Genomic DNA, 25808 nt, shown 5'->3' with positions numbered 1-25808 from the left:
CCCTCGCGTAGCGAAAATCAGAGTTGGTTTCTTTGCGATGGATGCGCCGCGAGATAGGGCGAGTCCGCGATCGACCAGGGCGGCATCGCCTCCATCCGGAAAATCTGCCGCAGGTGCACTTCATCCGGCCCATCACCGATCCGGAGCAGCCGTCCCCAGGCCAGCGCCTGGTGGATCGGCGCATCATCGGATCCGCCCATCGCGCCGAACACCTGCAGGGCGCGGTCGGCGATCCGCTGCAGCATCGCGGGGACCGCGACCTTGATCAGCGAGACGTCGCGCCAATTCTTAGTTGAAGAACTTGCGCCGTGGTGGCCGGCCTGGTCAAGCCGCCACGCGCAGCGATAGGCCAGCAGCCGCGCCTGCTCGAGTTCGACGCGGGACTCGGCGATCCAGCGCTGCACGGTGTCGTACTGAATGACGCTGCGTCCGAATGCGGAGCGCTCGGCCGAGCGCACCATCATCAGCTCGATCAGCAGTTCGCACAGCCCGATCGAGCGCATGCAATGATGAATTCGCGCCGGCCCGAGGCGGATCTGCGCCACCTTGAAGCCCTCGCCTTCGGCGCCGAGCAGGTTCGCCGCGGAAACGCGGACATTGTCGAAGGCGAGCTCGCCGATCGGAGCGGTGTGATCCTCGCAGCCCATCCAGCGCAGCGGTCGCACCAGGCGGAGGCCGGGCGCGTCCATCGGCACGATGATGCAGGAATGGCGGCGGGTACGCTCGGCGTCGGAATTGGTCACCCCCATCACGATCAGGAAGCTGCAGCGCGGATGCGCAGCACCGGTGATGAACCATTTGCGGCCGTTGATGACGTAGTCGTCGCCGTCGCGCACCATGCGGGTGGCGATATTGGTCGCATCCGACGAGGCCACATCGGGCTCGGTCATGCCGAAGGCAGAGCGGGTCCTGGCCTCGAGCAGCGGCCGCAGCCAGCGCGCCTTCTGTTCCGGCGTCGCGCAGTTCTGCAGCGCGATCATGTTGGGCACGTCGGGCGCCTGACAGTTGAAGACCTCGGAAGCCCAGAACAGCCGTCCCATGATCTCGGCGAGCGGCGCATATTCGAGATTTGAAAGCCGTGTCCCCGGCTCGTCGGGCGCCAGCTCGGGCAGGCCGAGGTTCCACAATCCCGCCGCGCGCGCCTTCTGCTGCAGCTCGGCGATGAACGGCGGAGTTTCGCGGCTGGCTGCGGTGTGTTCGAGCCAGACGCGATGGCGCGGCAGCACTTCGGAATCGAAGAACGCGGAAAGCCGTTTCCGCCACTGCTCCGACCGCTCCGATAGATCGAAATCCATACTGCCTCCCAGGGCATCTAAACGTATGTCGAAATGAATTGCAAATTTGTTTCGATATATTGACAATACTGTATATTGTGTCCAATATTTCGCATGGCATCGACATCGTCCTTGAGCCGATCCGCGGCTACCCGGCCGAAAGCCGAGGCAGATCAAAACGATCCGTCGTTTGCGACGACGCTGGCGCATGGGCTCGACGTGCTCGCCGCCTTCCGCAACAGCACCGGCTCGCTGTCGAATGCGGATCTCGCTGCCAGCACCGGCCTGTCGCGGCCGACCGTGTCGCGGCTGACGCACACGCTGGCGCAGCTCGGCTACCTCAAGCGCGACGCCAAGGGACGCTTCGAGCTCGGCCTCGGCATCCTGGCCGCCGCCTACCCCGTGCTTTCGGCACTCAAAGTCCGGCAGCTGGCGCGCCCGCTGATGCGCGATTTTGCGGCCTACACCGGCGGCACGGTTTCGATCGCGATGCCGTTCGGGCTCGACTTCATCTATGTCGAGACGCTGCGCACCACCGACGCCGTGCCGCACGTTCCCGATGTCGGCTTTACCGGAACGATGGCGACCACCGCGGTCGGCCGCGCGCTGCTGTCGCTGTACACCAAGGATGAATTGCAGGCCTATTTGCAAGCCGTGAAGGCAGAACGTCCGGAGGAGTTGAAATACGTGCAGTCGCGGACCTTGCCCGACATGGAGCTCTGCAAGGAGCGGGGTTTCGCGGTTTCGCTCGGCGAATGGCGGCGTGAAATCTTCGGCGTCGCCGCACCGCTCTACCGCACGCCGGCCGGCGATTGTCTGTCCGTGAATTGCGGCATTCCCTCGTTTCGTTTCAGCGCCGAGCAGATCGAGCGCGAATGCGGGCCGCGCATCCTCGGCCTCGCCCGCAGCATCAGGTCGCTTGTCACCAACGTTTGAGGAAACGCCGCATCGGTCCAGAGCGCGGGACAATCGCGCCACAACGGCCGGAATGAAATGAAACGATGGGAGGGGAGAATGAGAGGAATCCGGGCCTTCGGCCTTGCCGCCGGCGCAGCCGGCGTGCTGCTGGGCATCGGCGCTGACGCGCAGGCGCAGGGCAATTATCCGAACCGGCCGATCCACATCGTGGTGCCCTACCCCGCCGGCGGCATCGTCGACATCGTCGCCCGCACCGTGACCGAGCAGATCGGTCGCGACCTGAAGCAGGCGATCGTCGTGGAGGCAAGGCCCGGCGGCAACAGCAACATCGGCACCGCATCGGTCGCGCGCAGCGAGCCTGACGGCTACACCTGGCTGGTCACGGGACCGGCGGTGCTGGTCAATCCCACCCTGTACAAGGATGCCGGCTGGGATGCGATGCAGGGTTTCAAATGCGTCGGTCTGGCGATCTGGAATCAGAGCGTGGCCGTCGTGAACTCATCGCTGCCGGTCAAGACCCTCGGCGAGTTCGTGGAACTGGCGCGAAGCAAACCTGGCCACTACAATTTCGGCAATCCCGGCACCGGCTCGTCGATCGACCTGACCGCGCAGAAACTGTTCCAGACCACCGGCATCAAGCTGACCAATGTCGGCTACAAGGGCCAGCCGCCGGCGCTGATCGATCTCATCACCAACCTGATGCATTTCGAGATCGTATCGCTGGCGCTCGCGCTGCCGCATATCAGGCAAGGCACCATCAAGCCGCTCGCGGTGTTCACGGAGAAACGCATCGCCGACTTGCCCGATGTGCCGACGATCGCCGAGGCAGGCTACCCCGGGGCCCACTACGTCTCCTGGTACGGGATCTATGTGCCTTCGGCGACGCCGGACGCGCTCGCCGAGCAAATCAATCAGGCCATCAACAAGGCGCTGGTCAATCCCGACGTTCAGCGCCAGCTCGCGGTGGCCGACATCCCGGGCAAGCCGACGTCGCTGAAGGAACTCGCTGCCCTGATGAAGGCCGACTACGACAAGCTGACTTCCGTCGTCAAGGCCTCCGGCATGACGCCGCAATGAGACGATGTCACGATGTCATCGCACCGCGCGGGCCGCCTCAGGCGGCAAGCTCGCGATCGGCGGCTTTGGCCGATCCAGCCCTCGCCCTGACCTCGGCAAGCAGCTTGTCAGCAAAGACATAGCCGCCGCGGTTTTCCTTGGCCTGGTAGAGGGCCGCGTCGGAACTCACCAGCAATGCCTCGACCGACTGGCCGTCGTCGGGCGACAGCGCCACGCCGATGCTGGCGCCGATCACGATTTCATGGCCGCCGACACGATAAGGCGCGCAAACTGACTCGAAGATTCGCCGCGCCATCGCTTCCGCATCCTGGCGGCTGGGAACATATTTCTGCACAAGAATGAATTCGTCACCGCCCATGCGAACGATAAGATCGCCCGGCTGGGCAATCGACTTCAGCCGTTCTGTTTGAGCAAGGCATCGCCTACGGGATGGCCGAAGCGGTCGTTGGCGGCCTTGAAGTGATCGAGATCGATGGCATGGACTGCGACGCCTGTCTCTCGCCCGGCAGCCATTTCGACCAGCTCCGTGTCCAGCACGGAGCGGTTGAAAACGCCGGTCATCGGATCGAGCCGCGCGAGCTGTTCGAATTGCTGCTTCAGCGTGATCTGGCTGATGGTGGATCTATAGCTTAGCCGGACCATTTCCAGGCTGCACCCCAGATAGATCGCCAGCAGGACTCCAAGTCCGAAGTGACGAAGATCCGGCACCGTCAGGGTCACGATGATGACGGGCAGACCGGTCGCGAGCAGATCGGCAATGGCGACAGCCGGACGAAGCGAAAGGCGCGCGACGACGCCGGCGCCAAATCCAAAGGCGACGCCGATCGCCATCACCGAACAAATGGCATCATCGAGCATCAGGCCGCGCGCGGCGGCAAGCCCGACGATCAGCGCCGTGACGACGCTTCCGGCGGCATAGCGCCACTCCCACCTGACCGCTTCGGCCCGATCAATTGAAGGCGCTTCGCCGATGCGCCGCCGGTAGGCGAGGACGTCAAGGGTGCGTACGGCGGCAGCCATCACGCCAACGGCCGCCAGTGCCGCGGTAACGATGTCTCCGGTCTCCCGCGCGGTGATCATTCCGACAATGGCCTGTGCCACGCCTGCGAACACGATCGGGACCAGCGTGCCATAGAGCGTGGCGATGATCTCCGAATACACCGCATCCGGAACAGGGCCGGCCCGACGGCCAAATTTCATGGCAGAAAACATGTAGCCCCCAATCCTGGAGCCGCACGTTAAGGCAAAGCCGTAAAGCTACGGCCTCGCAGGTCGATCAAATTTTATCGGAACCGACAATTAAATGAGCGTTTACCACATGAGCCGACCGTTGTTGCCGGGCGATCTCAACGCCTGATGAGCCACTGCGGGGACAAAAGCGACATTCGCTTGCAGAATTTCGACGATAGCCCGGTCGCTGCCGTGACCGCGAATCCGCAGACCGGCGGAAAGATCAGCGACGGCGTCACAATGGACACCCAGGATGAGTGTCGCGAGTTGGATCAGGATGATCTGTCTCCCTAGACAATTTATTGTGACCGCTGCGTTACCGTCCATTTCAATCCACAACGATTCCAAACAGCGGCTTGATCGAAATCCGGACTCAATGTCGTCGCATCCCGTTCATGGTGTCTCTGTACGACACGCGCAGAATAATCCTCTTTGAGGCGATCATGAACGCGGAACTCGACTACGACCTGACGCGGGATCAATGGGAAGCGCTGAAGGCGATTCGCCTGCCTGCGGCGGAACGCCAAATTGTAAACCGCCGGGTCATCGAGAGCCTCATCGCGCTGCAGCTTGCGGCCATCAACGGCGATTGCCCGGTCATCACGCCCAAAGGCCGCAGCGTGCTGCTGCGAGGTTCACCGCAGCTTTGGGACGTGGCGGCCTGACATGCCGGGTCTCATGCGTTGGCGCCAAATCCCGCCTGCCGGAGCCGCCTGCAGCTATCGGCAATATCGGCATCCGGTGTGTGCGAGATCACTTCCAGCATCGGCAGCTCGGTGCAGCCGATCTCCTTCATGACATCGGCGATGCCCGTCAGCGGAACGTCGCCGCATCCGAGGGGATCGTGCTTGTAGCTTTGCCGGGTCGTATCGGAGAAATGCACGAGGCTGACGCGGTCACAGACACGCTGCAATCCTTCCACGGGCGATTCGCCGATGAAATGAGCATTCGCAACGTCGTAGATGGCGCGGATGCTGTCGTCCCCGTAACCATCGACGATGTTCATCAACGACTCCGCGTCGGGCAGGAACGCAAACGGCATGTTCTCGATCAGGAGCTTCGTGCCGACCTCCCGCGCCAGCGGCGCAAGCCGGTCCAGCGCGCGATAGAAATGGGAGACCATGCGGTCACGCGGCATCGGAAACAACGGATTGGGCTTGCCGGGGCCGATAATGATCCCGCCGGCGCCGAGCTCACCGGCGCAGCGGACGAACTGAACCAGGAGACCGAGGGTATGGGCCCGCATTTCCTCCGCGGCCGCGGCTATATTCATGTCGACGTTCGGCATGTTGACGGACACCAGCCGTAGCCGCGCTTCGCAGAGATTGCGCAAGTTGCGGAGCGAAGCGGCGTCGAGTTCCGCCGGCCATAGATGGCCCGGAAAAAACATCAGTTCGACGCCACCGTAACCCTGATCCGCGAGTCGCGCGACAGCATCGGCGGCACTGCCGCTAAAGATGTAGGAGTATGTGTTCACGCCAAAGCCCGCGGCCATGCTGGTCATGCTTGTCCTCCTTGCCGCATGGACGGCGTTGCATCGGTCTGTGCGAGGTGACGCCCGACGACGTAGCCGAATGTCAGAGCCGGCCCGAGCGTGATGCCGGGCCCCGGATAGTTTCCGTTCATGATCGATCCCATGTCGTTGCCGCAAGCATAAAGGCCAGCGATCGGAGCGTCATTCTTGCCCAGGACTCTCGCATGAATATCCGTCTTGAGGCCAACGGCGGTGCCGAGATCCGCCGGATAGATGCGCAGCGCGTAGAATGGCGCTTGCTCGATCGGCGCGACGCAGGGATTGGGCAGATGGCCGGCGTCGCCGAGATGGCGCTGATAGATGGTGCTGCCGCGCCCGAATTCCGGGTCGAGCCCCTGCCGCGCACCCGCGTTGTACTTGTCCACGGTTCCCGAGAGTGCCGATTTCTCGACGCCGATCAAGTCGGCAAGCGCCTCAATGCTCGACGCTTCGATCAACTCGCCAGTTCCGATGTATCGCCGGATCCGCCAGCTGAAGGGCCTGATACGGCCAAGTCCGTAGGTCCAGAGAAACTGGCGGTCGCAGATGAGGTGGAACGGCCGCCCCGTGGGGTCGTTGCCGTCGGAGAGCATGGCGCGGACGAACTCGTGATAGGACAGCGCTTCGTTGACGAAGCGCCTGCCCGACGCATTGACCGCAATCACGCCGGGCTTCGCCCGGTCGGTAACGGTATGCGGGAAAACGCCCCAACTGCCGTCCGCGCGCCGGAACAGCGACGCTGGCACCCAATAGGCCGGATCCGCAACGCTGGTGCCGATGTCAGCGCCGCCGGCCATGGCAAGACGCAAACCGTCGCCGGTCCCGGCCGGCGACGTCGCGGAAATGAAACCTGCGGCATCAGGAAAGAAACGTCTGCGAAGCTCCGCATCATGGGAGAATCCCCCAGTTGCCAGCACGACGCCCCTGTGCGCGGCGATCGACCGGGCGCCAGACGCACCTTTGATCCGCACGCCGCGAACGGCATCGCCGTCGATCGAGAGCTGCTCGACATCTGTACCGAACAGGATGTCGACGTTTCGCGCGAGCAGCGAAGCATAGAGACGCGCCGCCAGCGCATTGCCCAGATGCAGCGTGGTTCCTCGGGGCGAGTGAAGCCGCTGCATCGCATATTGCGAAATCAGGCGCAGCGAACGCAGGGTGGAGCGCAGCGAACGCCCGATCCTGCGCAGGTGCGGAATGTCGAGCCGATTGACCATCATGCCGCCGAACAGCGTGAATTCCGGCAACGGCGGACGCAGCCGCCCAAACTTCTCCCTGAGCCTTGCGCCGTCGAAGCTGACGGGCTCAAGCACGCGGCCACCGGCCGTGGCGCCCGGCTTGTCCGGATAATAGTCGGGATAGACCTTCACCGGCTGCAGCCGGATTTCGGTGTTCGCTTCGAGATACTCGATCGCCTCGGGGCCGCGCGAAAGAAAGGTCTCCCGCAGCTCGGCGTTTTCGATTTCGGGGACGGTGCTGGCGAGATATTTGGCGGCATCGGACGGACTGTCGGGCAAGCCCGCCCGCATCATCAGGGCATTATCAGGGATCCAGATCATCCCGCCCGACCACGCCGTCGTTCCCCCGACAAATTCGGTCTTCTCGATCAGGAGAACGCTCAGCCCCTCCGCGGCGGCGACCGCAGCGGCCGTCATGCCACCGGCACCGGCGCCAATAACGATGACATCGTAAGCGTCGGAAGCCGGCATCATGCTTGGACCGCGCAGTTGAAGATGCAGCTAGACGGCTTTGCCTTCATCGGTAACCGGCGAAGTGATCACCAGAAACACCAGATCGACCAGGCCCGAATTCGAGATGGCATGCTCGACGCCGGGCGGCAGGAAGATGAAATCGTGCTTGCGCACGACGTGGTTCTTGCCGGCGATCTCCATCAGCCCTTCGCCTTCGAGCACGTGATAGATCTGCTCCTGAACCTGATGCTTGTGCCTCGCGACATGCGCCATCGGCTGATACATCGAGATCCGGTAATCGAGGTGACGCGAGCCCGCCGTCTCCGGCATCACCAGAGGCTTCGACAGGGCGCCGCCGAAATGATTGGGGAATTCGCGCCAGGGTACTTCGGCGATGTTGCGGATGAAGGCGCCGTTACTTTCTGAGGCCATGGTCGTAATTCCTTTTCCAGGATCAGGCGATCAGCGCGCCCCCATCGATATAGACGATCGACCCCGTCGCAAAGCCGATCGTCATGAACGCCAGGATCTGGCGCGCAATATCCTCGCCGACGCCGACGCGTCCGACGGGAAGGCCGGCCGCCGTCTTGGCCAGCATGTCGCGGCGCGCTTCTTCCGGCATCGCGGCGCGGATCGGCGTATCGATGATCCCCGGCGACACGGCATTGACCCGCACCGGCGCGAGCTCGAGCGCGAGGCTTCGGGCCAGCGATTCGATCGCGCCATTGGCGGCGCCGACAATGGCGGAGTTCGGCCGCGGACGGACACTCAGGAATCCCGAGACCAGCGTCAGCGATCCGCCGGGGCGGATGTCGGCCGATCGGGCCACGCGCCAGGCGCCCCAGAACTTGCCTTCCATGGTGGCACGCACGTCTTCCATCGCGACCGTCTTGAACGGGCCGGTGCGCAGTTGCGCTGCCGTGACGACGACATGGTCGACTTGGCCGCAGGCGCGGAAAAGGCTGGCGACGCTCTCGTCACTGGTGACATCCGCCGGGATCGCCTTCACCCCCGATTTCTCCGCAACCGCATTGAGGCGCTCGGCATTGCGGGAGGCAATGACGACATCGGCGCCTTCCCGCTTGGCGAGTTCGGCGGTCGCAAGACCGATACCGGACGAACCTCCGACGACGACGACCTTCTTGCCTGCAAGCAACATGCTGTTTCCTCGATGTTATGTTGTTGGCGGAATAGAGAACCGCATCGGTGCGAACTTGATCAGGTCGGATCGAATCGCGTCCCGATGCCCGGCTTGCTTCGGCCGAGACCCGGAAGCTCCCAGATGCCGGCGCCGGCGGGGTTGATGTCGGCGGCGATATCGACGTCGATCAGATAGGGCTTGTTGGCGGCGATGCCCGTGCGGATGGCTTCGCCGATATCGCCGGCGCGATCGACGCGGACGCCTTCGACGCCGCAGGAGCGCGCCATGGCGGCGAAATCCGGATTGTAACGCGCGCCGGTGGTCGGATCGTGGAAGTCGGTGGCGAGTTCGCGGCCGCCGAGATAGCCGCGCTGCAGGCCGCGGATCGAAGCATAGGCGTAGTTGTTCCAGACCACCCAGACCACCGGCAGATTATATTCGACCGCCGTTCCCAGCACATTGGCATGCATGAAAAACGCGCCGTCGCCGCACACCGACACGCAGGGCCGGTCGGGGGCCGCAAACTTCGCACCCATCACGCCGGCGACGCCGAATCCCATCGGACCGAACCCCATCGAACCGATCAGCGAGTCCGGCCGCTTCGGCTTGCAGAAACTCAAGAGCCAGTTGTGGTGCACGCCGATGTCGGAGACCAGGATCGCGTCTTCCGGCAGCGCCTTGTCGATCTCGAGCGCGGCGCGCTGCGGGTTGATCGGCGTGGTGTCGTCGGAAAAACCGGGGGCGACGAACTTGTCCCATTCCTGGCGATAGGTGTCGATCTGCGCCAGCCATTTCTTGCGGGCATCGGCGCGCTTGGTGAGGTCGGCGCGGCGGTCGAGTTCGGCATGAACCTGCCGCAGGAAGGTGCGCACATCGGCCATCAGGCCGAGCGCGACCGGATAGTTGCGGCCGATCTCGTCCGGATCGATGTCGACGTGAATGAGCTGCGTTGGCGGAATGTTGAAGGAATAGCCTGGAATCCACGAACTCGAGGTGCGATCGTCGAAGCGCATCCCTATCGCCAGCAGCACGTCGGCCTGGCGCGTGGCATGATTGGCCTGGTAATGGCCGGCGCGCGCGACGAGACCGAGCGCCAGCGGATGATTGCAGTCGATGGCGCCGAGGCCCGAGGCGGACGCCGCCACAGGAATCTGCAGTCGCTCCGCGAGACTCAGTAATTCCTCGGCCGCGCCGCCATAGCGCACGCCCTGGCCGACGATCATGACCGGCCGCTCGGCACCGAGCAGCATGTCGACTGCCTTCACCACGCCTTCGGGATCAGCGCCGCAGCGGCTCGAAATATTGCCGTTCCAGGCCTTCGCATTCGGCGCCTCCTCGGCGGCCGATTCCATGAAGACGTCGAAGGGGACATCCAGCACCACCGGCCCCGGACGGCCCGTCGTCATGGTCTTCCAGGCCTGCCGCATCGCAAGCGGCACCATCTCGCCGCGCGTCGGCTGGAACACCTTCTTGCAATAGGACCGTACCGTGGAGGGAAAGTCGGCCTGATAATGCCGGTACAGTTCCTGGAACGCACCGCGGTTGAACTGGCTGGTCGGCACGTTGCCGGTCACCGCCAGGAACGGCACCGAATCGAGAAACGCATTGCCGAGCGAGATCGGCAGGTTCGCCGAGCCGGGGCCGCAGGAGGTGAAGGTGGCGGTCGGCCGGCCCGAAACACGGTAATAGACGTCCGCCATGAAGCCGGCGACGCTCTCGTGATGCACCGAGATGGTCTTGAGTTCGTCGGAGCGCTCATAGAGCGCGTCGATGAACTGGATATTGCCGTGACCGCACAGGCCGAACACCTGCGGCACCTTCTCCTGGATCAGATAATCGACGATAACCTGGGCGCCATTGAGCGTATTACCTGCCACCATTGCCTTACTCTCCTGCTCGCTCAACTACCCAAGTCTGCGGCTCGTCTGTGACATTGCCGCCCGGCGCGCGAAACCTATTTCTCATAATACTGTACGTCAATTGATATTGTGGTATGCTCAACATCGACGCTGAAGAGGAAGATCAGGGCGCTGTTCAGCCGTTCCGATGGCCTGATAGAGTGCGGCACCGTCGCGTGGAGATGAGATCTGTGAGACCGCGTACCAAGCCAAAGGCCAATGAGAAGCCGGCAAGCCCGCGCAAGTCAGCGATCGCCAAGCTGGTGAAAACTCCACAGGCTGATATCGATGACGACGCGGACGACCGCCAGCGCGGCGGTGGCGTTCAGTCGCTCGGCCGTGCCTTCGCCATCCTCGAGGAAGTTGCGCGTCATCGTGACGGGATCGGGCTGGCAGACCTGAGCAAGCTGGTCGGCCTGCACAACTCCACCACGTTTCATCTTGCCAAGACCATGGTGTCGCTCGGCTATATCCGCCAGGAAAAGGATTCCAAGCGATACCGCGTCGGCCGGCCGCTGTTTGCACTGGCGGCGAGCGCGCTCGACGAGATCGAGATGGTGAATGTCGCGACGCCGGTGCTTGAGGATCTGTCGCGGGAAACCGGCGAAAGTGGCCATTTTGCAGTGCGAATGGGCGATGCCGTGGTGGTGATCGCCCGCACCAGCGGCCCCGGAGCATTTCAACTGACCGACCGCGTCGGCGTGGTACGGCCGGCCCATTGCACCGCACTCGGCAAGATCATCCTGGCGTCGTTGCGTCCGGAGCAGTTGAAACGGTTTCTCGAACGCGTCGACCTGAAACCATCGACCGAGAAATCGATCACCGACGTTCCGGCGCTAATGCGCGAAATCGCCGAGATCAAGCACAGCGGCATCGCCTTCGACGATGGCGAGTTCAATCCGGAAGTGCGGTGCATCGCCGTACCGGTGATGGATTTTACCGGCCAGACCGTCGGGGCGCTTGGCATATCCGGCCCGATCTGGCGGCTCTCGATTCAGGCGCTGCAAAATCATGCCAAGACGATACGGGCTGCGGCCAATCGGCTGTCCGCCGAATTTGGCGCCAAGGATATCGCGAAATCCACCTGAGGACGAAGCCGGCGCCCGCATTTGGCGTTGACAGGAACCTCCGCGTCCGGAACTATCATCCGACAATAGAAAAACGTCTCTCACATTCTCGCATATGCGGATTGAAGGGGGACATCGCGGAAAACGCCCTTTGGGAGGAGACCAACGATGACCCGCTACAGCCGACGTACACTTTTGAAGGGGGGCGCCGCCTTTGCCGGCGCATCGGCACTCGGATTTCCGGCGATCGTCCGCGCCCAGGCCAGCACGATCAAGATCGGCCATGTGACGCCGCTGACCGGATTTCTCGGCGCGATCGGTAGCTATGCCCAGTTGGGCGTGAAACTGGCTGCGGAAGAGATCAATCAGGTCGGCGGCATCATGGGCAAGCAGATCGACCTGATGTCGGAAGACTCGGTCAATCCCGCCACCGCCGCCACCAAGGCACAGCGCATGCTGGAGCAGGACGGCGCCGTGGTGCTGCTTGGCGAAATCTCGTCGGCATCCTCGCTCACCATCATGCAGGTCGCCGAACGCAATAAGAAGGTGTTCTTCTCGACAGGCGCGCGCTCCGACGCTTTGCGCGGCAAGAGCTGCAACCGCTACTCCTTCCACTGCGACATTCCGAACACGGTGATGGTCAATGCCGTCGGCACCGCGCTGCTGCAAAAAGGCATGGTGAAGGACAAGAAGTTCTTCACGCTGACCGCCGACTACATTTTTGGCCACGACCTGCTGAAGGCGGCCAAGACCTTCTTCGCCGCCAACAATGCCAACCTGATCGGCGACGAATTGATCGCGACCGACGTCACCGACTTCAGCCCCTATCTCCTGAAGATCCGGCAGGCCAAACCGGACGTGGTGTGCTGCAACCTTGCCGGCAATCAGGTGACCAACCTGGTCAAGCAATATGCCGAGTTCGGATTCCCCTACCCGCTGGTCGGCTTCAATCTCAACACCGGCGATGCCTGGGCCGCCGGCGAGGGCAATCTCAGCGGCACCTGGCCGACCGTCTGGTATCACACGCTCGACAATCCCGCCTCCAAGGCCTTCGTCGCCGCCTTCAGCAAGAAGTACGGCAAGCCACCGGAAAACCACGCCTGGATCGACTACATCACGCTCAAACTGCTGGCGCAGGCGATGAACGAGCTCAAGTCGACCGACAGCGAAGCGCTGATCGCGCATTTCGAGAAGCAGACGCAGTTCGACATCATGAAGGCGCGCAAGGGCTATTTCCGCAACTGGGACCATCAGCTGGTTCAGGAGGCCTATCCGTTCACGGTGAAGCCGAAGAACGAAATGAAGGACAAGTGGGACATGCTTGTGCTCGGCAACGCCGTACCGGTGCCGAGCGAGCCCCTGGAAAAGATCTACCCGACCAAGGTGCAGAACCCCTGCGAGATGAAGGCATAGCGCTCCGCTTCGCACGCCTGACTTCGTTGGCGTCGACGGCGCCGGCACCGAAAGGCCGGCGCCGCTTTTTCTGGAGCCATTTCCGTTCCGACGAATGAATCGAAACGAGGCTCTATCTCTTGTATGACGCGTTTTCTTCACGCGAGCCGGTGTCCGCTTCGCTGGAAAACGCTCTAAGGCAGCGGAACACATATGCAGTTCGGGTTTTTGCTGGAGCAGGTGGTGAATGGCCTCGTGCTCGGAGGCTATTATCTGCTGATTGCGCTCGGGCTGTCGCTGATCTTCAGCGTCGGCGGCGTGGTCAACCTGGCGCATGGCGCGTTCTATGCGCTCGGCGCCTATGCCTCGGTCGAAATCACCAAATATCTCGGCTTCGGCCCCGCCGTGGTGCTGTCGCCGATCGCCGTTGCGATGCTGGGCATCCTGTTCGAGCGGTTCATCCTGCGCCGTTTCTATACCGCCGATCCGATCCTCAGCCTGCTGGTGACCTTCGGCCTTGCCATGGTCGCCGAGCAGGCGATCCGCATCGTCTGGGGCGCGCCGCCGCTGTCGGCGTCGATCCCGCCGGTGTTTCGCGGCTCCGTCATCCTCGGTGACTTCCTGTTCTCGCGCTATCGCCTGCTGATCCTCGCCGTGGTCGCGGCGATACTGCTCGCGGTCTGGCTGCTGCTGCACAAGACTTCATTCGGCCGCGTGGTGCGCGCCGGCATCCAGCGGCCGGACATGGTGGCCGCGCTGGGCATCCGGCTGCAGCCCTACATGACCGCCATCGTCATGCTCGGCGTCGGCATGGCCGCGATGGGCGGCGCGTTCTTTGCGCCGATCACCATCGTGCACCCGGCGATGGGCGCCGAGATCATCACAGTCGCCTTTGTCGTGGTCGTGATCGGCGGTCTCGGCAGCTTCTGGGGCGTGGTGCTCGCCGCCATGCTGGTCGGCGTCGTGCGCGGCATCACCATCCATTTTGCACCCGCCGCCGGCGAAGCATCGATCTACATCCTGATGTTCCTGATCCTGCTGGTGCGGCCACGTGGTCTGCTTGGCGAGCGTATCGAGAAATTCGAATGACCACCGCATCGCCGATGTCGAAATACCGGCCATTGCTACTGGCAACCCTCGCGCTGATCGTGCTGCCGTTCGGCCTGCAGGCGCTCGGCCTGTCGCTCAACACCGGCATCATGGTGGTGGCGGTGGCGATCGCCACCATGGGGCTCAACCTCTGCGTCGGCTATACCGGCCTCGTCTCGTTCGGCCACGGCACCTGGTTCGGCATCGGCGCCTATGCCGCGGGCCTGATCCAGCTCCACTGGTTCGGCGGCCAGATCTGGTTGCCGCTACTGCTGTCGATGGTCGCGGTCGCGATCTCCTCGACCATCGTCGGCGTCATCATCCTGCGCCGGCGCGGCGTCTACTTCTCGCTGCTGACGCTGGCGCTCGCCGCGTTGACCTACACCACCGCGTTCCGCTGGACCGCCGTCACCGGCGGCGAGGATGGTCTCGGTGGCCTCAAGCGCGGCAGCATCGGGCCATTCAGTCTCGACAATGCGCTCACCTATTACATCGTCGTCGCGCTGATCGGGCTCGGCGTGCTCTATCTGCTGCTGCGCCTGGTGCGATCGCCGTTCGGCCATGTGCTGGTCGCGATCCGCGAGAACCAGTTGCGCGCCACCTTCCAAGGCTATCCGGTCGAGCGCTACAAGCTCGCCGTGTTCGTGATATCGGCTGTGGTGACCGGCCTCGCCGGCGCGCTGGTCGGATTCCAGAACTACCTGGTTTCGGCCGAAGCGGTCTCGGTGCCGTTTTCCGGCGAGCTGCTCGCGATCGTCGTGATCGGCGGCATGCGCAGCATGCTCGGGCCCGCGCTCGGCGCGCTGTTCTTCTTTCTGTTCCGCGAGCTATTTTCTATCTGGACCACGGACTGGCTACTCTGGTTCGGGCTGATCTTCGTTGCCTTCGTGCTGTATTCGCCGGGTGGCCTCGTCGGTATCTGGGCCACGCTGAGCCGGCGCTGGTGGCCGGTGCCGGAAGAATCCGCGGCCATGAGCCGGCGCAAGATCTACGAGGGCCTGCCGCTGCCGGATTTCCTGAGGCCGGAAAGCCTCAAGGGCACCGTGCTCGAGGTCAAAGGCATCGCCAAACATTTCGGCGGTATCCGCGCCGTCTCCAACGCCAGCCTCGAGGTCGGCGCCGGCGAAATCCACGCGCTGATCGGCCCAAACGGCGCCGGCAAGACCACCTTGTTCAATCTGGTCTCGGGTCTCTACCCGGCCGATCAGGGCACCGTGCGCCTCAACGGCCGCGAGATCCAGGGCGTGCCGTCCGACCTGATCTGCCACCAGGGTCTGGCACGCTCGTTTCAGATCACAAACCTGTTCAAGGAACTGTCGATCTACGAGAATTTGCGACTGTCGCTGCAGGCGCAGCACAGAATCGGCTTCAACATCTGGCGCGACATCGACAGCTATCCGCAGATTCATTCCGAGACCGCCGCACTCATAAAATTCCTTGGACTGGAAGGCATCGAGGAAATCCAGGGCGGCGAGCTGTCCTATGGCGGGCAACGGCTGGTCGATCTCGGCATCGCACTCGGCTCCAAGCCGCAGGTGCTGTTGCTCGACGAGCCGCTGGCGGGCCTTGCCGCCGCCGAGCGCGAACGCGTCTCCAACCTGGTCAAGAACGTGGCCGCCAACATTCCGGTCCTGATCGTCGAGCACGACATCGATCGCGTGCTCGGTTTCTCGCAACAAGTCACCGTGATGAATCAGGGCGAAGTGCTGATGACCGGCACGCCCGAAGCGGTGCGCACCAACCGCCGGGTGCAGGAGATCTATACCGGCACCGGCATTCCCGAGGTCGAGCACAGCCGCAGCGACGAGGCCCGCGAAGGCGCGGCGCATGTTCTGCGCTTCGAGGGCGTCAACACCTTCTACGGCAAGAGCCATATCCTTCACGACGCCACGCTCGACGTTCGCGGAGGCGAGATCGTCGCGCTGCTCGGGCGCAACGGCGCCGGCAAGTCCACGCTCCTGAAGACCATCGCCGGGCTGGTGCCATTGGCGTCCGGCACGATGGAATTCGAGGGCCGCAATATCGCTGGCCTCCCCGCTCCGGATATCGCGCGCGCTGGAATCGGCTACGTGCCGCAGGGGCGCGGATTGTTTGCCGGCATGACCGTGCGGGAAAATCTCTCGCTCGGCCGCCTGGCGCGCAAGACCGACGGCAGCCATGGCGTGGTGTGGAGCGAGGAGCAGATCCTCGATTATTTCCCGCGCCTGAAGGAGCGGCTCGATGTCGCGGCGGATTACCTGTCCGGCGGCGAGCAACAGATGGTGGCGGTGGCGCGCGCGATGTCGGGCAACGTCAAACTGCTGCTGCTGGACGAGCCGTTCGAGGGCCTGGCGCCGACCGTGATCCTCGAACTGTTCAAAGTGTTCGACCTGTTGCGCCGGCACACCTCGATCGTGATCGTCGAGCACAATCTCGACCTGGTGCTGGCGCTGGCCGACCGCGTCTTCGCGCTGGAGCGCGGTGCGGTGTTTCACGAGGGGCCGGCCACCCCGCTGCTGATCGATCTGGATTACCGCAAGAAGATTCTGTGGCTGTGACAGCCACGCATGTGATGTCATTGCGGGCCGGCGGGTCGCGTGCCCGATGACAGGCTCCGCGAAAGCAATCCAACCGTCGACATTACCACCGTCATTGCGAGCGAAGCGACGCAATCCATCTCGCCGCGCAATGAAAAAAGATGGAAGCTGGATTGCTTCGTCGCAAGTGCTCCTCACAACGACGGCGCCCTATCTCCAGATACGCGTTTATCTCCCGCGGCGCGAGGCGCCCGAGGCTTTGAAGAATTTTCCACCCAATGAGGGCGTGGGGAATGCCGGGTGCCAGGACCACACGGCTTCACCGTACGCGATAGCATCGTTCGTCTGCACGCCGTGCTTCGCTCACAGACTCAGCGAGCCCGCCCTGCGATCACCTGCGCGCCCGACGCTGCCGCGTCCACCGCATCCCGCCCCGCGTCTCTGACGATCCGGATACGCCCCTCGAGTGGGCCGGGATGACGGAATCAATAATGGTGTTTCTACCTGACGGCGAAGCGATTTATTTTTCTAGATGGGGCTGGACAGGGTGTTTGAAAAACGACCCGACGGGAAAATCAGATGGGCGGTTCAGCTCGCGGCCGGGGGCGGAGAAATCGTCCGCGCGGTTGCCGTGGCCAAGACCGCAGCGGCAGTGTATCAGGGGCGGCAAATTGCACCGTCGAACCCCACGGATAAGCGGCTTGACCCAGAACCCGACCATCAAACCCTTCCTCGAAGTGCTTTCCGGGCGCAGGCAGCCGGTTCCGCCGATCTGGATGATGCGGCAGGCCGGCCGCTATCTGCCGGAGTACCGCGAATTGCGCGCCAAGGCCGGCGGCTTTCTCGACCTCTGCTTCACGCCGGAATATGCCGCCGAGGTGTCGCTGCAGCCGATCCGCCGCTTCAACTTCGACGCCGCGATCATCTTCTCGGATATTCTGGTGATCCCCTACGCGCTCGGCCGCGACGTGCGGTTCGAGGCCGGCGAGGGTCCGCGGCTCGATCCGCTGGATACGCCGGACAAGGTCGGCACGCTGGCTTCAAAGGGCGACTTCACCAAGCTGGAGCCTGTATTCGAGGCGCTGCGCCGCGTGCGCTGCGAACTCGATTCCAAAGTCGCGCTGATCGGTTTCTGCGGCGCGCCGTGGACGGTCGCGACCTACATGGTCGCGGGGCAAGGCACGCCGGACCAGGCGCCGGCGCGGATGATGGCCTATCGCCATCCCGAGGCGTTCGCGAAAATCATCGACGTGCTGGTGGAGAATTCAGTTCAGTACCTGCTCGGACAGCTCAAGGCTGGCGCCGACGTGCTGCAGATCTTCGACACCTGGGCCGGGGTGCTGCCGCCGCACGAGTTCCAGCGCTGGTCGGTCGAGCCGACCAGGCGCATCGTCGAAGGCGTCCGCAGACAGGTGCCCGATGCGAAGATCATCGGCTTTCCCCGCGGCGCCGGCGCGCTGCTGCCCGGCTATGTCGAGGCGACCGGCGTCGATGCCGTCAGCATCGACTGGACGGCCGAGCCGTCGCTGATCCGCGAGCGCGTGCAAACCAAAGTCGCGGTGCAGGGCAATCTCGATCCGCTGGTGCTGATCGCCGGCGGCGACGCGCTCGACCGCGCGGTCGACGACGTGCTGGCGAATTTCGCCGGCGGCAGGCTGATCTTCAATCTCGGCCACGGCATCCAGCCGGAAACCCCGATCGCGCATGTCGAGCAGATGGTGAAGCGGGTGCGGGCGTATAAGGGGTGAGTCAAGAGGCGCATACCCGCCAACGGGTCTCGCCTTCACCCGGTTGTCATCCCCGCGAAAGCGGGATCCAGTACGCTGCAGCTTCTCGATTTACCGCAGGCGTCTCTGGAATACTGGATCATCCGCTTTCGCGGATGATGACAGCTTTGTTTGCGGAAACGAGCGTCGGTCAATCACACGGGCCGGCTGCGCTCGATGATGTCGGCAGCTCCCTTGGCCAGCAGTTCGAGCCCGACGGCGCGGCCGAGTTCACGCGGGCGATCGGCCGGGCCTTGACGCGTGACCTCGATGAACCGCCCGCCGGCTTCGTCCAGCACCGAGGCGGTCAGCGACATCTGCGCGCCGTCGATCGAGGAGAAGCCCGCGATCGGCGAATTGCAGTGGCCGTTGAGCACCCACAGCACCTCGCGCTCGGCATCGCAGCAAAGATGCGCCGCGGCATCGTCGATCAGGGCAAGGTAGCGCCGCGTCTGCCAGTCGCTCGCTGCGCATTCCACAGCGACGATGCCCTGCCCCACCGCCGGCAGCATTTCCTGCGGCGTGAAATCATGGGCGATCCGATTTGAAAGCCCGACGCGCTCCAGCCCGGAGCGCGCCATGATCAGGGCGTCGGCGGGGCCGGCCTCGCCGCCGCCAGGCAACCGCTGCATCTCGCGGTTATCCAGCTTGCGGACGCGGGTGTCGGCGGCGCCGCGAAAGTGCACGACCTCGATGTCCGGAAACAGCCGCCGCGCATAGGCGGCGCGGCGCACCGCGTTGGTGCCGATCTTGAAACCCTTGCCGCGCGAACGCCTGATGTCCTCCAATGATACGCCTTCGCGCAGCACCAGCGCATCGGTCGGCCGGTCGCGCGACAACGTCGCGCCGATCACCAGCCCCGGCGTGTCCTCGTTGCCCGGCATGTCCTTGAGCGAATGCATCGCGGCGTGCAGACGGCCGGCCCTGACCGCGGCGCGGATTTCGGCGACGAAGGCGCCGCCCTTGCCGCCATGCATCAACAGTTTGCTGGTCTGGTCGGTATCGCCGACAGTCTCGAACTTGACGATTTCGACGTCGAGATCGGACGCCGCCGCCGTCAGACGCCGCGCAATCTCCTCGGTCTGGGCAAGCGCCATGGTGCTCTTGCGCGTGCCGATACGCATCGAAACTGCCACCACCGCCGCTCCATCCGCTTCACCGCCGCGCAAACCCCGGCCGGCCGGCTCTTCTTATAGAGAAATCCCTCCATATAGAAATCCCTTGCGTCACAAATCGAGATCGCCGGCCAGGAGCCGCTGGGCGATCATCCGGGTCAGGATTTCGTTGGTGCCGTCGGCGATGTTGACGATCCGCAAGTCCTGCCACGCATGAACGAGGCCGACTTCGTTGGTCAGGCCCATGCCGCCATGGGTCTGGATGGCGCGGTCGACCGCGCGGAATCCGGCCTGCACCGAATAGGCCTTGGCCATCGAAAGCTCTTTCAGGGCCTTGTCGCCGCGATCGAGCAGGGTCGCGGCATTCAACCCCATCAGATGCGCCGCATGCAGTTCGGTCGCAGACTCGGCCAACGGGAACGAGACGCCCTGATATTCGGAAATTTTCGCGCCGAACGCCTCGCGCTGCTTGGCATAACCGATCGCCATTTCGAGCGCCCACCGGCCCTGCCCGACCGCGCGCGCAGAATTATAGACCCGCCCGAGCGACACGCCGTACAGCGCGATCTTGAAGCCCTGATCGAGTTCGCCGACGAGCTGCCACGGCTCGACCTCGACGTCTTCCAGCACCAGCGCGCCCTCGTGGCCGCCGGCGTGGCCGAACAGGCGAACCACGCTTTCCACGGTGAAGCCGGGGGCATCGGTCGACACCAGAAACGCGCTGATGCCGCCGGCCTTGCGGGCGGCCTTTTCGGCGTCGGTGATGGCAAAGACGATGCACCATTCCGCCGTCGGTGCATTGGTGGTCCAGAGCTTGCGGCCCGAGATCTTCCAGCCCCGGGCGGTCTTGACGGCGCGGGTCTTGATCATGCTGGCGTCGGAACCGGCGCCGGGTTCGGACAGGCCGAAGCACATCGAGGTTTCGCCCGATATCATTCCCGCCAGACATCGTGAGCGGGCTTGCTCGGTCGCCTGCGTCAAGAGCCGGCTCGGACCGAACGCCCAATGCGCGATCACCCATGGAATAATGACGCCCTGGCCGCCGAGCCGGCGATAGATCGCCTCCCAGGAAACGTAATAGGCGAGATGCCCGAGGCCGCCGCCGCCGATTTCGACCGGCGCGCACATCGCGTAGAATCCGGCCTGCGCCGACAGCATCCTGATGTCGCGGATCAGCTTGCGTGCGTCGGGCGAGTAACGCCCGCTTTCGTCATACAGCCGCCGCTGGTCGTCCAGCAGTGCCCGGCTCCGCTCGATCCGCGGCGCCACCTGCGCCTCGACGAAACGCAGCACGCCGTCGCGCACGTCCACGACATCTTCGGGAAGATCGAACGCGACGCCGCCCATCGGAAAACACCCAGTCTGATTCACCTGCGAATTTCCATCACCAAAGCGCAACACCGCGCCATCGGCAATAGCGGTCACACGCGGTCATTTCGTGCACAAATGCCGCTTCTGCGATGCGTCCAGCGCAATGCTCCGCCAAATGCCTATTTACAAGCCGCGCACAACGCTGCTTTGCTGCTTTCCAAAAGCAGGGAGAAACAACAATGACCGTTACTCGCCGGACCTTTGGAATTGCGGCCGCCGGAATATTGCTCGGCCCGATTGCCGCGCCCTACATCCGCAAGGCGAGTGCGGCAGGTTCGACAATCCGAATCGGCGTCGTCAACTCGATGAGCGGCGGTCTCGCCGCCTACGCCCAGGAAGGCCAGCCCGCCTTCGAATACGTCATCAAGAAGATCAATGACGCGGGCGGCATCAAGAGCAAGGGCGGCGCCAAGATCGAGCTCATCCAGGCCGACGACACCAGCCAGCCGGCGCGGACGGCAGCGGAAGCCCGCAGGCTGATCACCGAAGAGAAGGTTCACCTGCTGACCGGCACAATCCTCAGCGCACAGATGCTGGCGCTGACGCCGGTGCTGGATGAACTCAAGATGCCGACGCTGTCGGTCTGGGCCGGCGGCTCGCATTCGAACTACATGTTCACCCTGGGCTACCCCTACGATCGCGGCTATGCGCAGACCATCCATGACTTCGTTGTTTTTCTTCGCGACGCGAACAAATTCAACATCAAGACGGCCGTCATGGGCTATTCGAACTATGAGGCCGGACAGCAGGTCAACCAGTTCCTGACGCAACGGCTGAAAGCCAGCGGCATCGAAATAACAGGCGAAGCGCCGCTCGACACCCGGGCGCAGGACCAGACCGCGGCGATGATCCGTATTCGCTCGCTGAAGCCCGACATCGTCGTCGGGCTGGTGACGCCGCGCGACGGCATCCTGCTGCACCAGGCGCGCTACAATCTCAACTATCACGGCAGCATCTTCTGCGGCGGCACCGGGGGCTATTCGGACCTGTCGCTATGGAAGGATCTCGGCCCTGAAATCGGCAAGGCGGTGCTGACCAAGAATCTGTACGGCATGACCGGTTTCAGCCCGGGCGCCAAGATCGACTCGATGCAGAAGATCATCGCCGAACTGCGCGACGTCGCCAAGCTCGACAAGATCGGCCAGGGCGCCATTCAGTACGCCCAGGCCGCACGCGTGCTGCAGCAGACCCTGGAGAATGCCGCTTCGCTGGAGCGCGATGCGCTGCTCGACTCGTTCAAGAACGTCCATATTCCCTTCGGCGATCCCAACCTCTACATCTCGAAGCCGAAGGGCCTGCAATTCGCCGACGACCGCCTGCTCAAGGACGGTTCGGCGATGTTCATCCAGTGGACGCCCGAGCAGGAACAGCAGGTGATCTTCCCGAAAGAGTTCGCGCAGACCGCGCCGCGACCACGGGCCTGAGACGACAGTGGCATTTCTCGAAGTAACCAATGTCACCAAGCGCTTCGGCGGCCTGGTGGCATTGAATGCGATTAGCTTTTCCGTCGCCAAGGGCGAGATCCTGGGGATCATCGGCCCGAACGGCGCCGGCAAGACCACGCTGTTCAGCGTCATCTCCGGTTTCATGCCGCCGAGCGAGGGCGACGTTCATTTCGACGGCGCCGCGATAACAGGCATTTCGCCTGATAGGCTGGTGCGCCGCGGCCTGATCCGCAGCTTCCAGATCGTGCAGACCTTTGCCGACATGACGACGCTCGACGTGGTGACGACGGCCGCACTGGCGCGGCGGCCGATCCGCGAAGCCATCGATTACGCCGCGCATGTGCTTGACCGCGTCGGCCTCGGCGGCAAGGAGAACCTGACGCCCGCGACGCTGTCGCTGCAGGACAAGAAGCTGCTCGAACTCGCCAAATGCGTCGCCACCGATCCGCGCTGCATCCTGCTCGACGAAGTGATGGCCGGCCTGACCATGGCAGAGACCGCCGCGCCGATGGCGATCATCCGCGAGCTCAACAATCAGGGCGTCACCATCGTGATGGTCGAGCACGTGATGCCTGTCATCATGCGACTCGCGACCCGGATCGTCGTCGTCAATTTCGGCGAGAAGATCGCCGAAGCCACGCCAGACGAAATCGTCAAGGACCAGAAGGTCATCGATGCCTACTTCGGGGAGCACCTCGATGCTTGAGATCGACCATCTGGTCGCCGGCTATGGCGGCGTGCCCGTGCTGAACGAGGTCTCGATCAAGCTTTCGGCGGGCGAATTCGTCGGCCTGCTCGGCGCCAACAATGCCGGCAAGACCACGCTGATCAACAGCCTGTCGGGACTGGTGCCGGCGATGTCCGGCCGCATCCGCTTCGAAGGCCAGGATATCACCAACCTTTCACCGCGGCAGCGGGTTGAACTCGGAATCGTCCAGGTGCCGGAAGGGCGGATGGTCTTTCCCGAGATGAGTGTGCGGGAAAACCTCTTGCTCGGCGGCATCAATGCTCGGGCGCGGACCCACCGGCCGCGCCAGATGGAGCGGGTGCTCGAATTGTTTCCGCGGCTGCAGGAGCGGCTGGCGCAGCATGCGGGAACGCTGTCCGGAGGCGAGCAGCAGATGCTCGCGATCGGCCGCGGGCTGATGGCCGAAGCCAGGCTGCTGATGATGGACGAACCCTCGCTCGGCCTGTCGCCGCTGTTCGTGCAATACATCTTTGAGATCATCGACAAGTTGCACGCCAACGGACTGTCGATTCTCTTGGTCGAGCAGAACCTGATGCTGACATTGCGCCACGCGCAGCGCTGCTACGTGATCGAGCGCGGGCATATCGCGGTCGAGGGAACGGCCGACGTGGTCCGGGACGATCCGCGGACGCGCAGCGCCTATCTCGGACTTTGACGGGAGCATGACACGTGACTGAACTTTGGCAGGCGCTGGCGCAGGGCGTGTTGATCGGGAGCACCTACGGGCTGCTTGCGCTCGGCATGGGCCTGGTTTACGGCGTGAGCGGCGTGGTCAACTTCTCGCACGGCGATTTCATTTCGCTCGGCATGTTCATGTGCCTCGCGCTCTATTCCGCGCTGTCGCTCGATCCCTACGTGTCGGCGGTCATCACCATTCCGGTGATGACCGCGATCGGCGCGGTGGTTTACCGCTTCCTGATCCGGCCGATGGTCGGGCATCAATTCCTGATGATCGTGCAGCTGACGCTCGGCTTGAGCCTGGTGCTGCAGAACGGTATCCTGATGGTGTTCGGCGGCCAGCCCGCCCGGACGCCCTCGATGGTCGAATCCAAGCTGGTCATTCTCGGCGAGGTCGTGCTGCGGGTGCCGCATCTGATCGCCTTTGCCGTATCGTTCGCGCTCGCCATCGGTCTGTACGTGATGCTGCGCTCGACCGATTTCGGACGCTCGATCCGGGCGGTCCATCAAAACGCGCATGCAGCCTCCCTGATGGGGATCGACGTCGGCCGCGTGCAGGTCCTGACCTTCGCGCTCGGCATCGGCATCCTGGCGCTGGCGGCCGCGCTGCTGCTGCCGGGCACGCCGATCCAGCCGAGCCAGGGGCTTCGTTATACCGTGATCACGCTGCTGGTGGTGGTGCTCGGCGGGATGACGAACTTCGTCGGCATCATGCTCGGCGGGCTAGTGATCGGCATTTCCGAGGCCTTCGGCACGATCTATCTGTCCGGCCCGCTCGGCCTGTTGATGCCTTACATCATCTTCGTGGCGATCATGCTGTTCCGCCCGCAGGGACTGACCTGGAGTTCCCAGCGATGAGGGAGGAATTCTTCAAGACCCTGATGTCGCCGGTCTGGCTGGGTGCGCTGGCGCTGACCGCGCTGCTGCCGTTCGTGCTGTCGAGCTATTATCTGCACATCGTGACTCTGTCGCTGGTCTATGTGGCGTTGGCCTCGTCGTGGAACATCGTCGGCGGCATGGCCGGCCAGATCTCGATGGCGCACAGCCTGTTCATCGGTATCGGCGCCATGCTGTCGAGCGCGCTGCTGCTGAAGCTCGGCGTCAACATGTGGCTGGGCATGCTGATCTCGGCGGCGATCTCGGGCGTATTGGGTGCCGTGATCGCCTGGATCGACTTCCGCTTTCAGCTCGGCCATCTCTCCTTCGTGCTGATCACGCTGGCATTCGCCGAAATGGGCGCCATCGTGGTCGAGGGCTGGGACTTCCTCGGCGGCGCCTCGGGCCTGATGCTGCCGCGCGACACCGGAAATTTCCTGGCGTTCCAGTTCGGCGGCGGGCACGGCACGTTCTGGGTAATGCTGGCGCTGGCGGCGGTCTGCATCGTCGTCAACCTCGCCATCCTCAATGCGCCGCTCGGATATTATTTGCGCACCATCCGCGACAATGAGAAGGCGGCGCAGGCGATCGGGGTCAACATTCTCCGCTACAAGATCGCCGCGATGGTGATCTCGGCGGTGCTGGCCTCGGTGGTCGGTACCGCCTATGTGCGCTATCTGACCTTTGCCGATCCCTACCTTCTGATCTCGCCGGTGATCACCATCGAAATCGTGCTGTTCGCCACCGTCGGCGGCCTTGGCCGGGCCTTCGGACCGGCGCTCGGGGCGCTGCTGCTGGTGCCGCTCGGCGAGGTGCTGCGCGGCAAACTCGGCGGCACGCTGCCGGGACTGCACTACTTCATCTACGGAGTTGTCGTGATCGCCGTCATCCTGGTGACGCCGCGCGGGCTGTTGCCGCTGTTCGAGGCGCAATGGGCGCGGTGGCGGTCGCGCGGTTAGCGCGCGCAAATATCGGAAGTTTCCGACACAGCGATTCAGATGTC

At 63.6% G+C, this 25808-nt stretch carries 21 protein-coding genes and 1 pseudogene; 13 read left to right on the top strand and 9 right to left on the bottom strand.

Annotated elements, in window-relative coordinates:
- Positions 1-17: 17 nt before the first annotated feature.
- Positions 18-1295 carry an acyl-CoA dehydrogenase family protein gene (locus KMZ68_RS08725; RefSeq protein ID WP_215615386.1) on the bottom strand — a complete coding sequence of 426 codons (1278 nt, stop codon included), beginning with the start codon at positions 1293-1295 and terminating at the stop codon, positions 18-20.
- Between the two features lie 111 nt (positions 1296-1406).
- On the opposite strand from KMZ68_RS08725, the gene KMZ68_RS08720 reads away from it, so the two are divergent.
- Both KMZ68_RS08720 and KMZ68_RS08715 read left to right on the top strand, forming a co-directional pair.
- Complete coding sequence (locus tag KMZ68_RS08720) at positions 1407-2210, top strand: IclR family transcriptional regulator (RefSeq protein WP_215615385.1); 804 nt, start codon at positions 1407-1409, stop codon at positions 2208-2210.
- A gap of 78 nt (positions 2211-2288) precedes the next feature.
- Entirely contained in the window at positions 2289-3269 is a 981-nt protein-coding gene (locus KMZ68_RS08715; RefSeq protein WP_215615384.1) for a Bug family tripartite tricarboxylate transporter substrate binding protein, read from the top strand.
- Positions 3270-3306: 37 nt separating this feature from the next.
- Here the strand turns inward: KMZ68_RS08715 and KMZ68_RS25990 are convergent.
- A pseudogene (locus tag KMZ68_RS25990) lies at positions 3307-3830 on the bottom strand (diguanylate cyclase domain-containing protein).
- A gap of 1112 nt (positions 3831-4942) precedes the next feature.
- Between KMZ68_RS25990 and KMZ68_RS08705 the strand changes: the two are divergent.
- Positions 4943-5164 carry a hypothetical protein gene (locus KMZ68_RS08705; protein WP_215615383.1) on the top strand — a complete coding sequence of 74 codons (222 nt, stop codon included), beginning with the start codon at positions 4943-4945 and terminating at the stop codon, positions 5162-5164.
- 11 nt (positions 5165-5175) lie between these two features.
- Here KMZ68_RS08705 and KMZ68_RS08700 read toward each other — a convergent pair whose 3' ends face one another.
- The 5 genes from KMZ68_RS08700 to KMZ68_RS08680 are packed head-to-tail and all read right to left on the bottom strand — an operon-like array spanning position 5176 to position 10724.
- Positions 5176-6003: a sugar phosphate isomerase/epimerase family protein gene (locus tag KMZ68_RS08700; RefSeq protein WP_215615382.1), complete on the bottom strand. Its 828-nt coding sequence runs from the start codon at positions 6001-6003 to the stop codon at positions 5176-5178.
- Positions 6000-7724 (bottom strand): FAD-dependent oxidoreductase, encoded by a 1725-nt coding sequence (locus KMZ68_RS08695; RefSeq protein WP_215615381.1) that lies wholly within the window; start codon positions 7722-7724, stop codon positions 6000-6002. The genes KMZ68_RS08700 and KMZ68_RS08695 overlap by 4 nt, the downstream gene beginning before the upstream one ends.
- Positions 7725-7751: 27 nt before the next feature.
- The gene (locus KMZ68_RS08690; protein ID WP_215615380.1) at positions 7752-8135 is read right to left on the bottom strand and encodes a cupin domain-containing protein; all 384 of its coding nucleotides are present in this window, start codon (positions 8133-8135) and stop codon (positions 7752-7754) included.
- Between the two features lie 22 nt (positions 8136-8157).
- Positions 8158-8862 carry an SDR family oxidoreductase gene (locus KMZ68_RS08685; protein WP_215615379.1) on the bottom strand — a complete coding sequence of 235 codons (705 nt, stop codon included), beginning with the start codon at positions 8860-8862 and terminating at the stop codon, positions 8158-8160.
- Positions 8863-8921: 59 nt separating this feature from the next.
- Complete coding sequence (locus KMZ68_RS08680) at positions 8922-10724, bottom strand: thiamine pyrophosphate-binding protein (protein ID WP_249779569.1); 1803 nt, start codon at positions 10722-10724, stop codon at positions 8922-8924.
- Positions 10725-10924: 200 nt separating this feature from the next.
- Between KMZ68_RS08680 and KMZ68_RS08675 the strand changes: the two genes are divergently transcribed.
- The 5 genes from KMZ68_RS08675 to hemE all read left to right on the top strand — a co-directional run bounded on the left by KMZ68_RS08675 (position 10925) and on the right by hemE (position 18554).
- Positions 10925-11830 carry an IclR family transcriptional regulator gene (locus tag KMZ68_RS08675; RefSeq protein ID WP_249779568.1) on the top strand — a complete coding sequence of 302 codons (906 nt, stop codon included), beginning with the start codon at positions 10925-10927 and terminating at the stop codon, positions 11828-11830.
- 147 nt (positions 11831-11977) lie between these two features.
- Positions 11978-13222 carry an ABC transporter substrate-binding protein gene (locus KMZ68_RS08670; RefSeq protein ID WP_215615377.1) on the top strand — a complete coding sequence of 415 codons (1245 nt, stop codon included), beginning with the start codon at positions 11978-11980 and terminating at the stop codon, positions 13220-13222.
- Between the two features lie 192 nt (positions 13223-13414).
- Complete coding sequence (locus KMZ68_RS08665; protein WP_215615376.1) at positions 13415-14290, top strand: branched-chain amino acid ABC transporter permease; 876 nt, start codon at positions 13415-13417, stop codon at positions 14288-14290.
- Positions 14287-16827: a branched-chain amino acid ABC transporter ATP-binding protein/permease gene (locus KMZ68_RS08660; protein ID WP_215615375.1), complete on the top strand. Its 2541-nt coding sequence runs from the start codon at positions 14287-14289 to the stop codon at positions 16825-16827. Before KMZ68_RS08665 ends, KMZ68_RS08660 begins: the two co-directional genes overlap by 4 nt.
- A 680-nt stretch (positions 16828-17507) precedes the next feature.
- Entirely contained in the window at positions 17508-18554 is a 1047-nt protein-coding gene (gene hemE, locus KMZ68_RS08655; protein WP_215615374.1) for a uroporphyrinogen decarboxylase, read from the top strand.
- A gap of 173 nt (positions 18555-18727) precedes the next feature.
- Here hemE and hemC read toward each other — a convergent pair whose 3' ends face one another.
- The gene (gene hemC / locus KMZ68_RS08650; protein ID WP_215616259.1) at positions 18728-19696 is read right to left on the bottom strand and encodes a hydroxymethylbilane synthase; all 969 of its coding nucleotides are present in this window, start codon (positions 19694-19696) and stop codon (positions 18728-18730) included.
- 102 nt (positions 19697-19798) lie between these two features.
- Complete coding sequence (locus tag KMZ68_RS08645; RefSeq protein WP_215615373.1) at positions 19799-21058, bottom strand: acyl-CoA dehydrogenase family protein; 1260 nt, start codon at positions 21056-21058, stop codon at positions 19799-19801.
- 179 nt (positions 21059-21237) lie between these two features.
- On the opposite strand from KMZ68_RS08645, the gene KMZ68_RS08640 reads away from it, so the two are divergent.
- Genes KMZ68_RS08640 through KMZ68_RS08620 form a run of 5 tightly spaced genes read left to right on the top strand, consistent with a single transcriptional unit; the run spans position 21238 to position 25764 of the window.
- The gene (locus tag KMZ68_RS08640; protein WP_215615372.1) at positions 21238-22482 is read left to right on the top strand and encodes an ABC transporter substrate-binding protein; all 1245 of its coding nucleotides are present in this window, start codon (positions 21238-21240) and stop codon (positions 22480-22482) included.
- A 7-nt stretch (positions 22483-22489) separates the two neighbouring features.
- Positions 22490-23209, top strand: a complete 720-nt coding sequence (locus KMZ68_RS08635; RefSeq protein WP_215615371.1) for an ABC transporter ATP-binding protein — start codon at positions 22490-22492, stop codon at positions 23207-23209.
- Positions 23202-23906, top strand: a complete 705-nt coding sequence (locus tag KMZ68_RS08630) for an ABC transporter ATP-binding protein (protein WP_215615370.1) — start codon at positions 23202-23204, stop codon at positions 23904-23906. Before KMZ68_RS08635 ends, KMZ68_RS08630 begins: the two co-directional genes overlap by 8 nt.
- A 14-nt stretch (positions 23907-23920) precedes the next feature.
- Positions 23921-24787 carry a branched-chain amino acid ABC transporter permease gene (locus KMZ68_RS08625; protein ID WP_215615369.1) on the top strand — a complete coding sequence of 289 codons (867 nt, stop codon included), beginning with the start codon at positions 23921-23923 and terminating at the stop codon, positions 24785-24787.
- Positions 24784-25764: a branched-chain amino acid ABC transporter permease gene (locus KMZ68_RS08620; RefSeq protein ID WP_215615368.1), complete on the top strand. Its 981-nt coding sequence runs from the start codon at positions 24784-24786 to the stop codon at positions 25762-25764. The genes KMZ68_RS08625 and KMZ68_RS08620 overlap by 4 nt, the downstream gene beginning before the upstream one ends.
- Positions 25765-25808: the final 44 nt, after the last annotated feature.

The organism is Bradyrhizobium sediminis (genome assembly GCF_018736105.1).
GTDB lineage: Bacteria > Pseudomonadota > Alphaproteobacteria > Rhizobiales > Xanthobacteraceae > Bradyrhizobium.
This window is presented reverse-complemented; position numbering and strand designations above follow the sequence as displayed.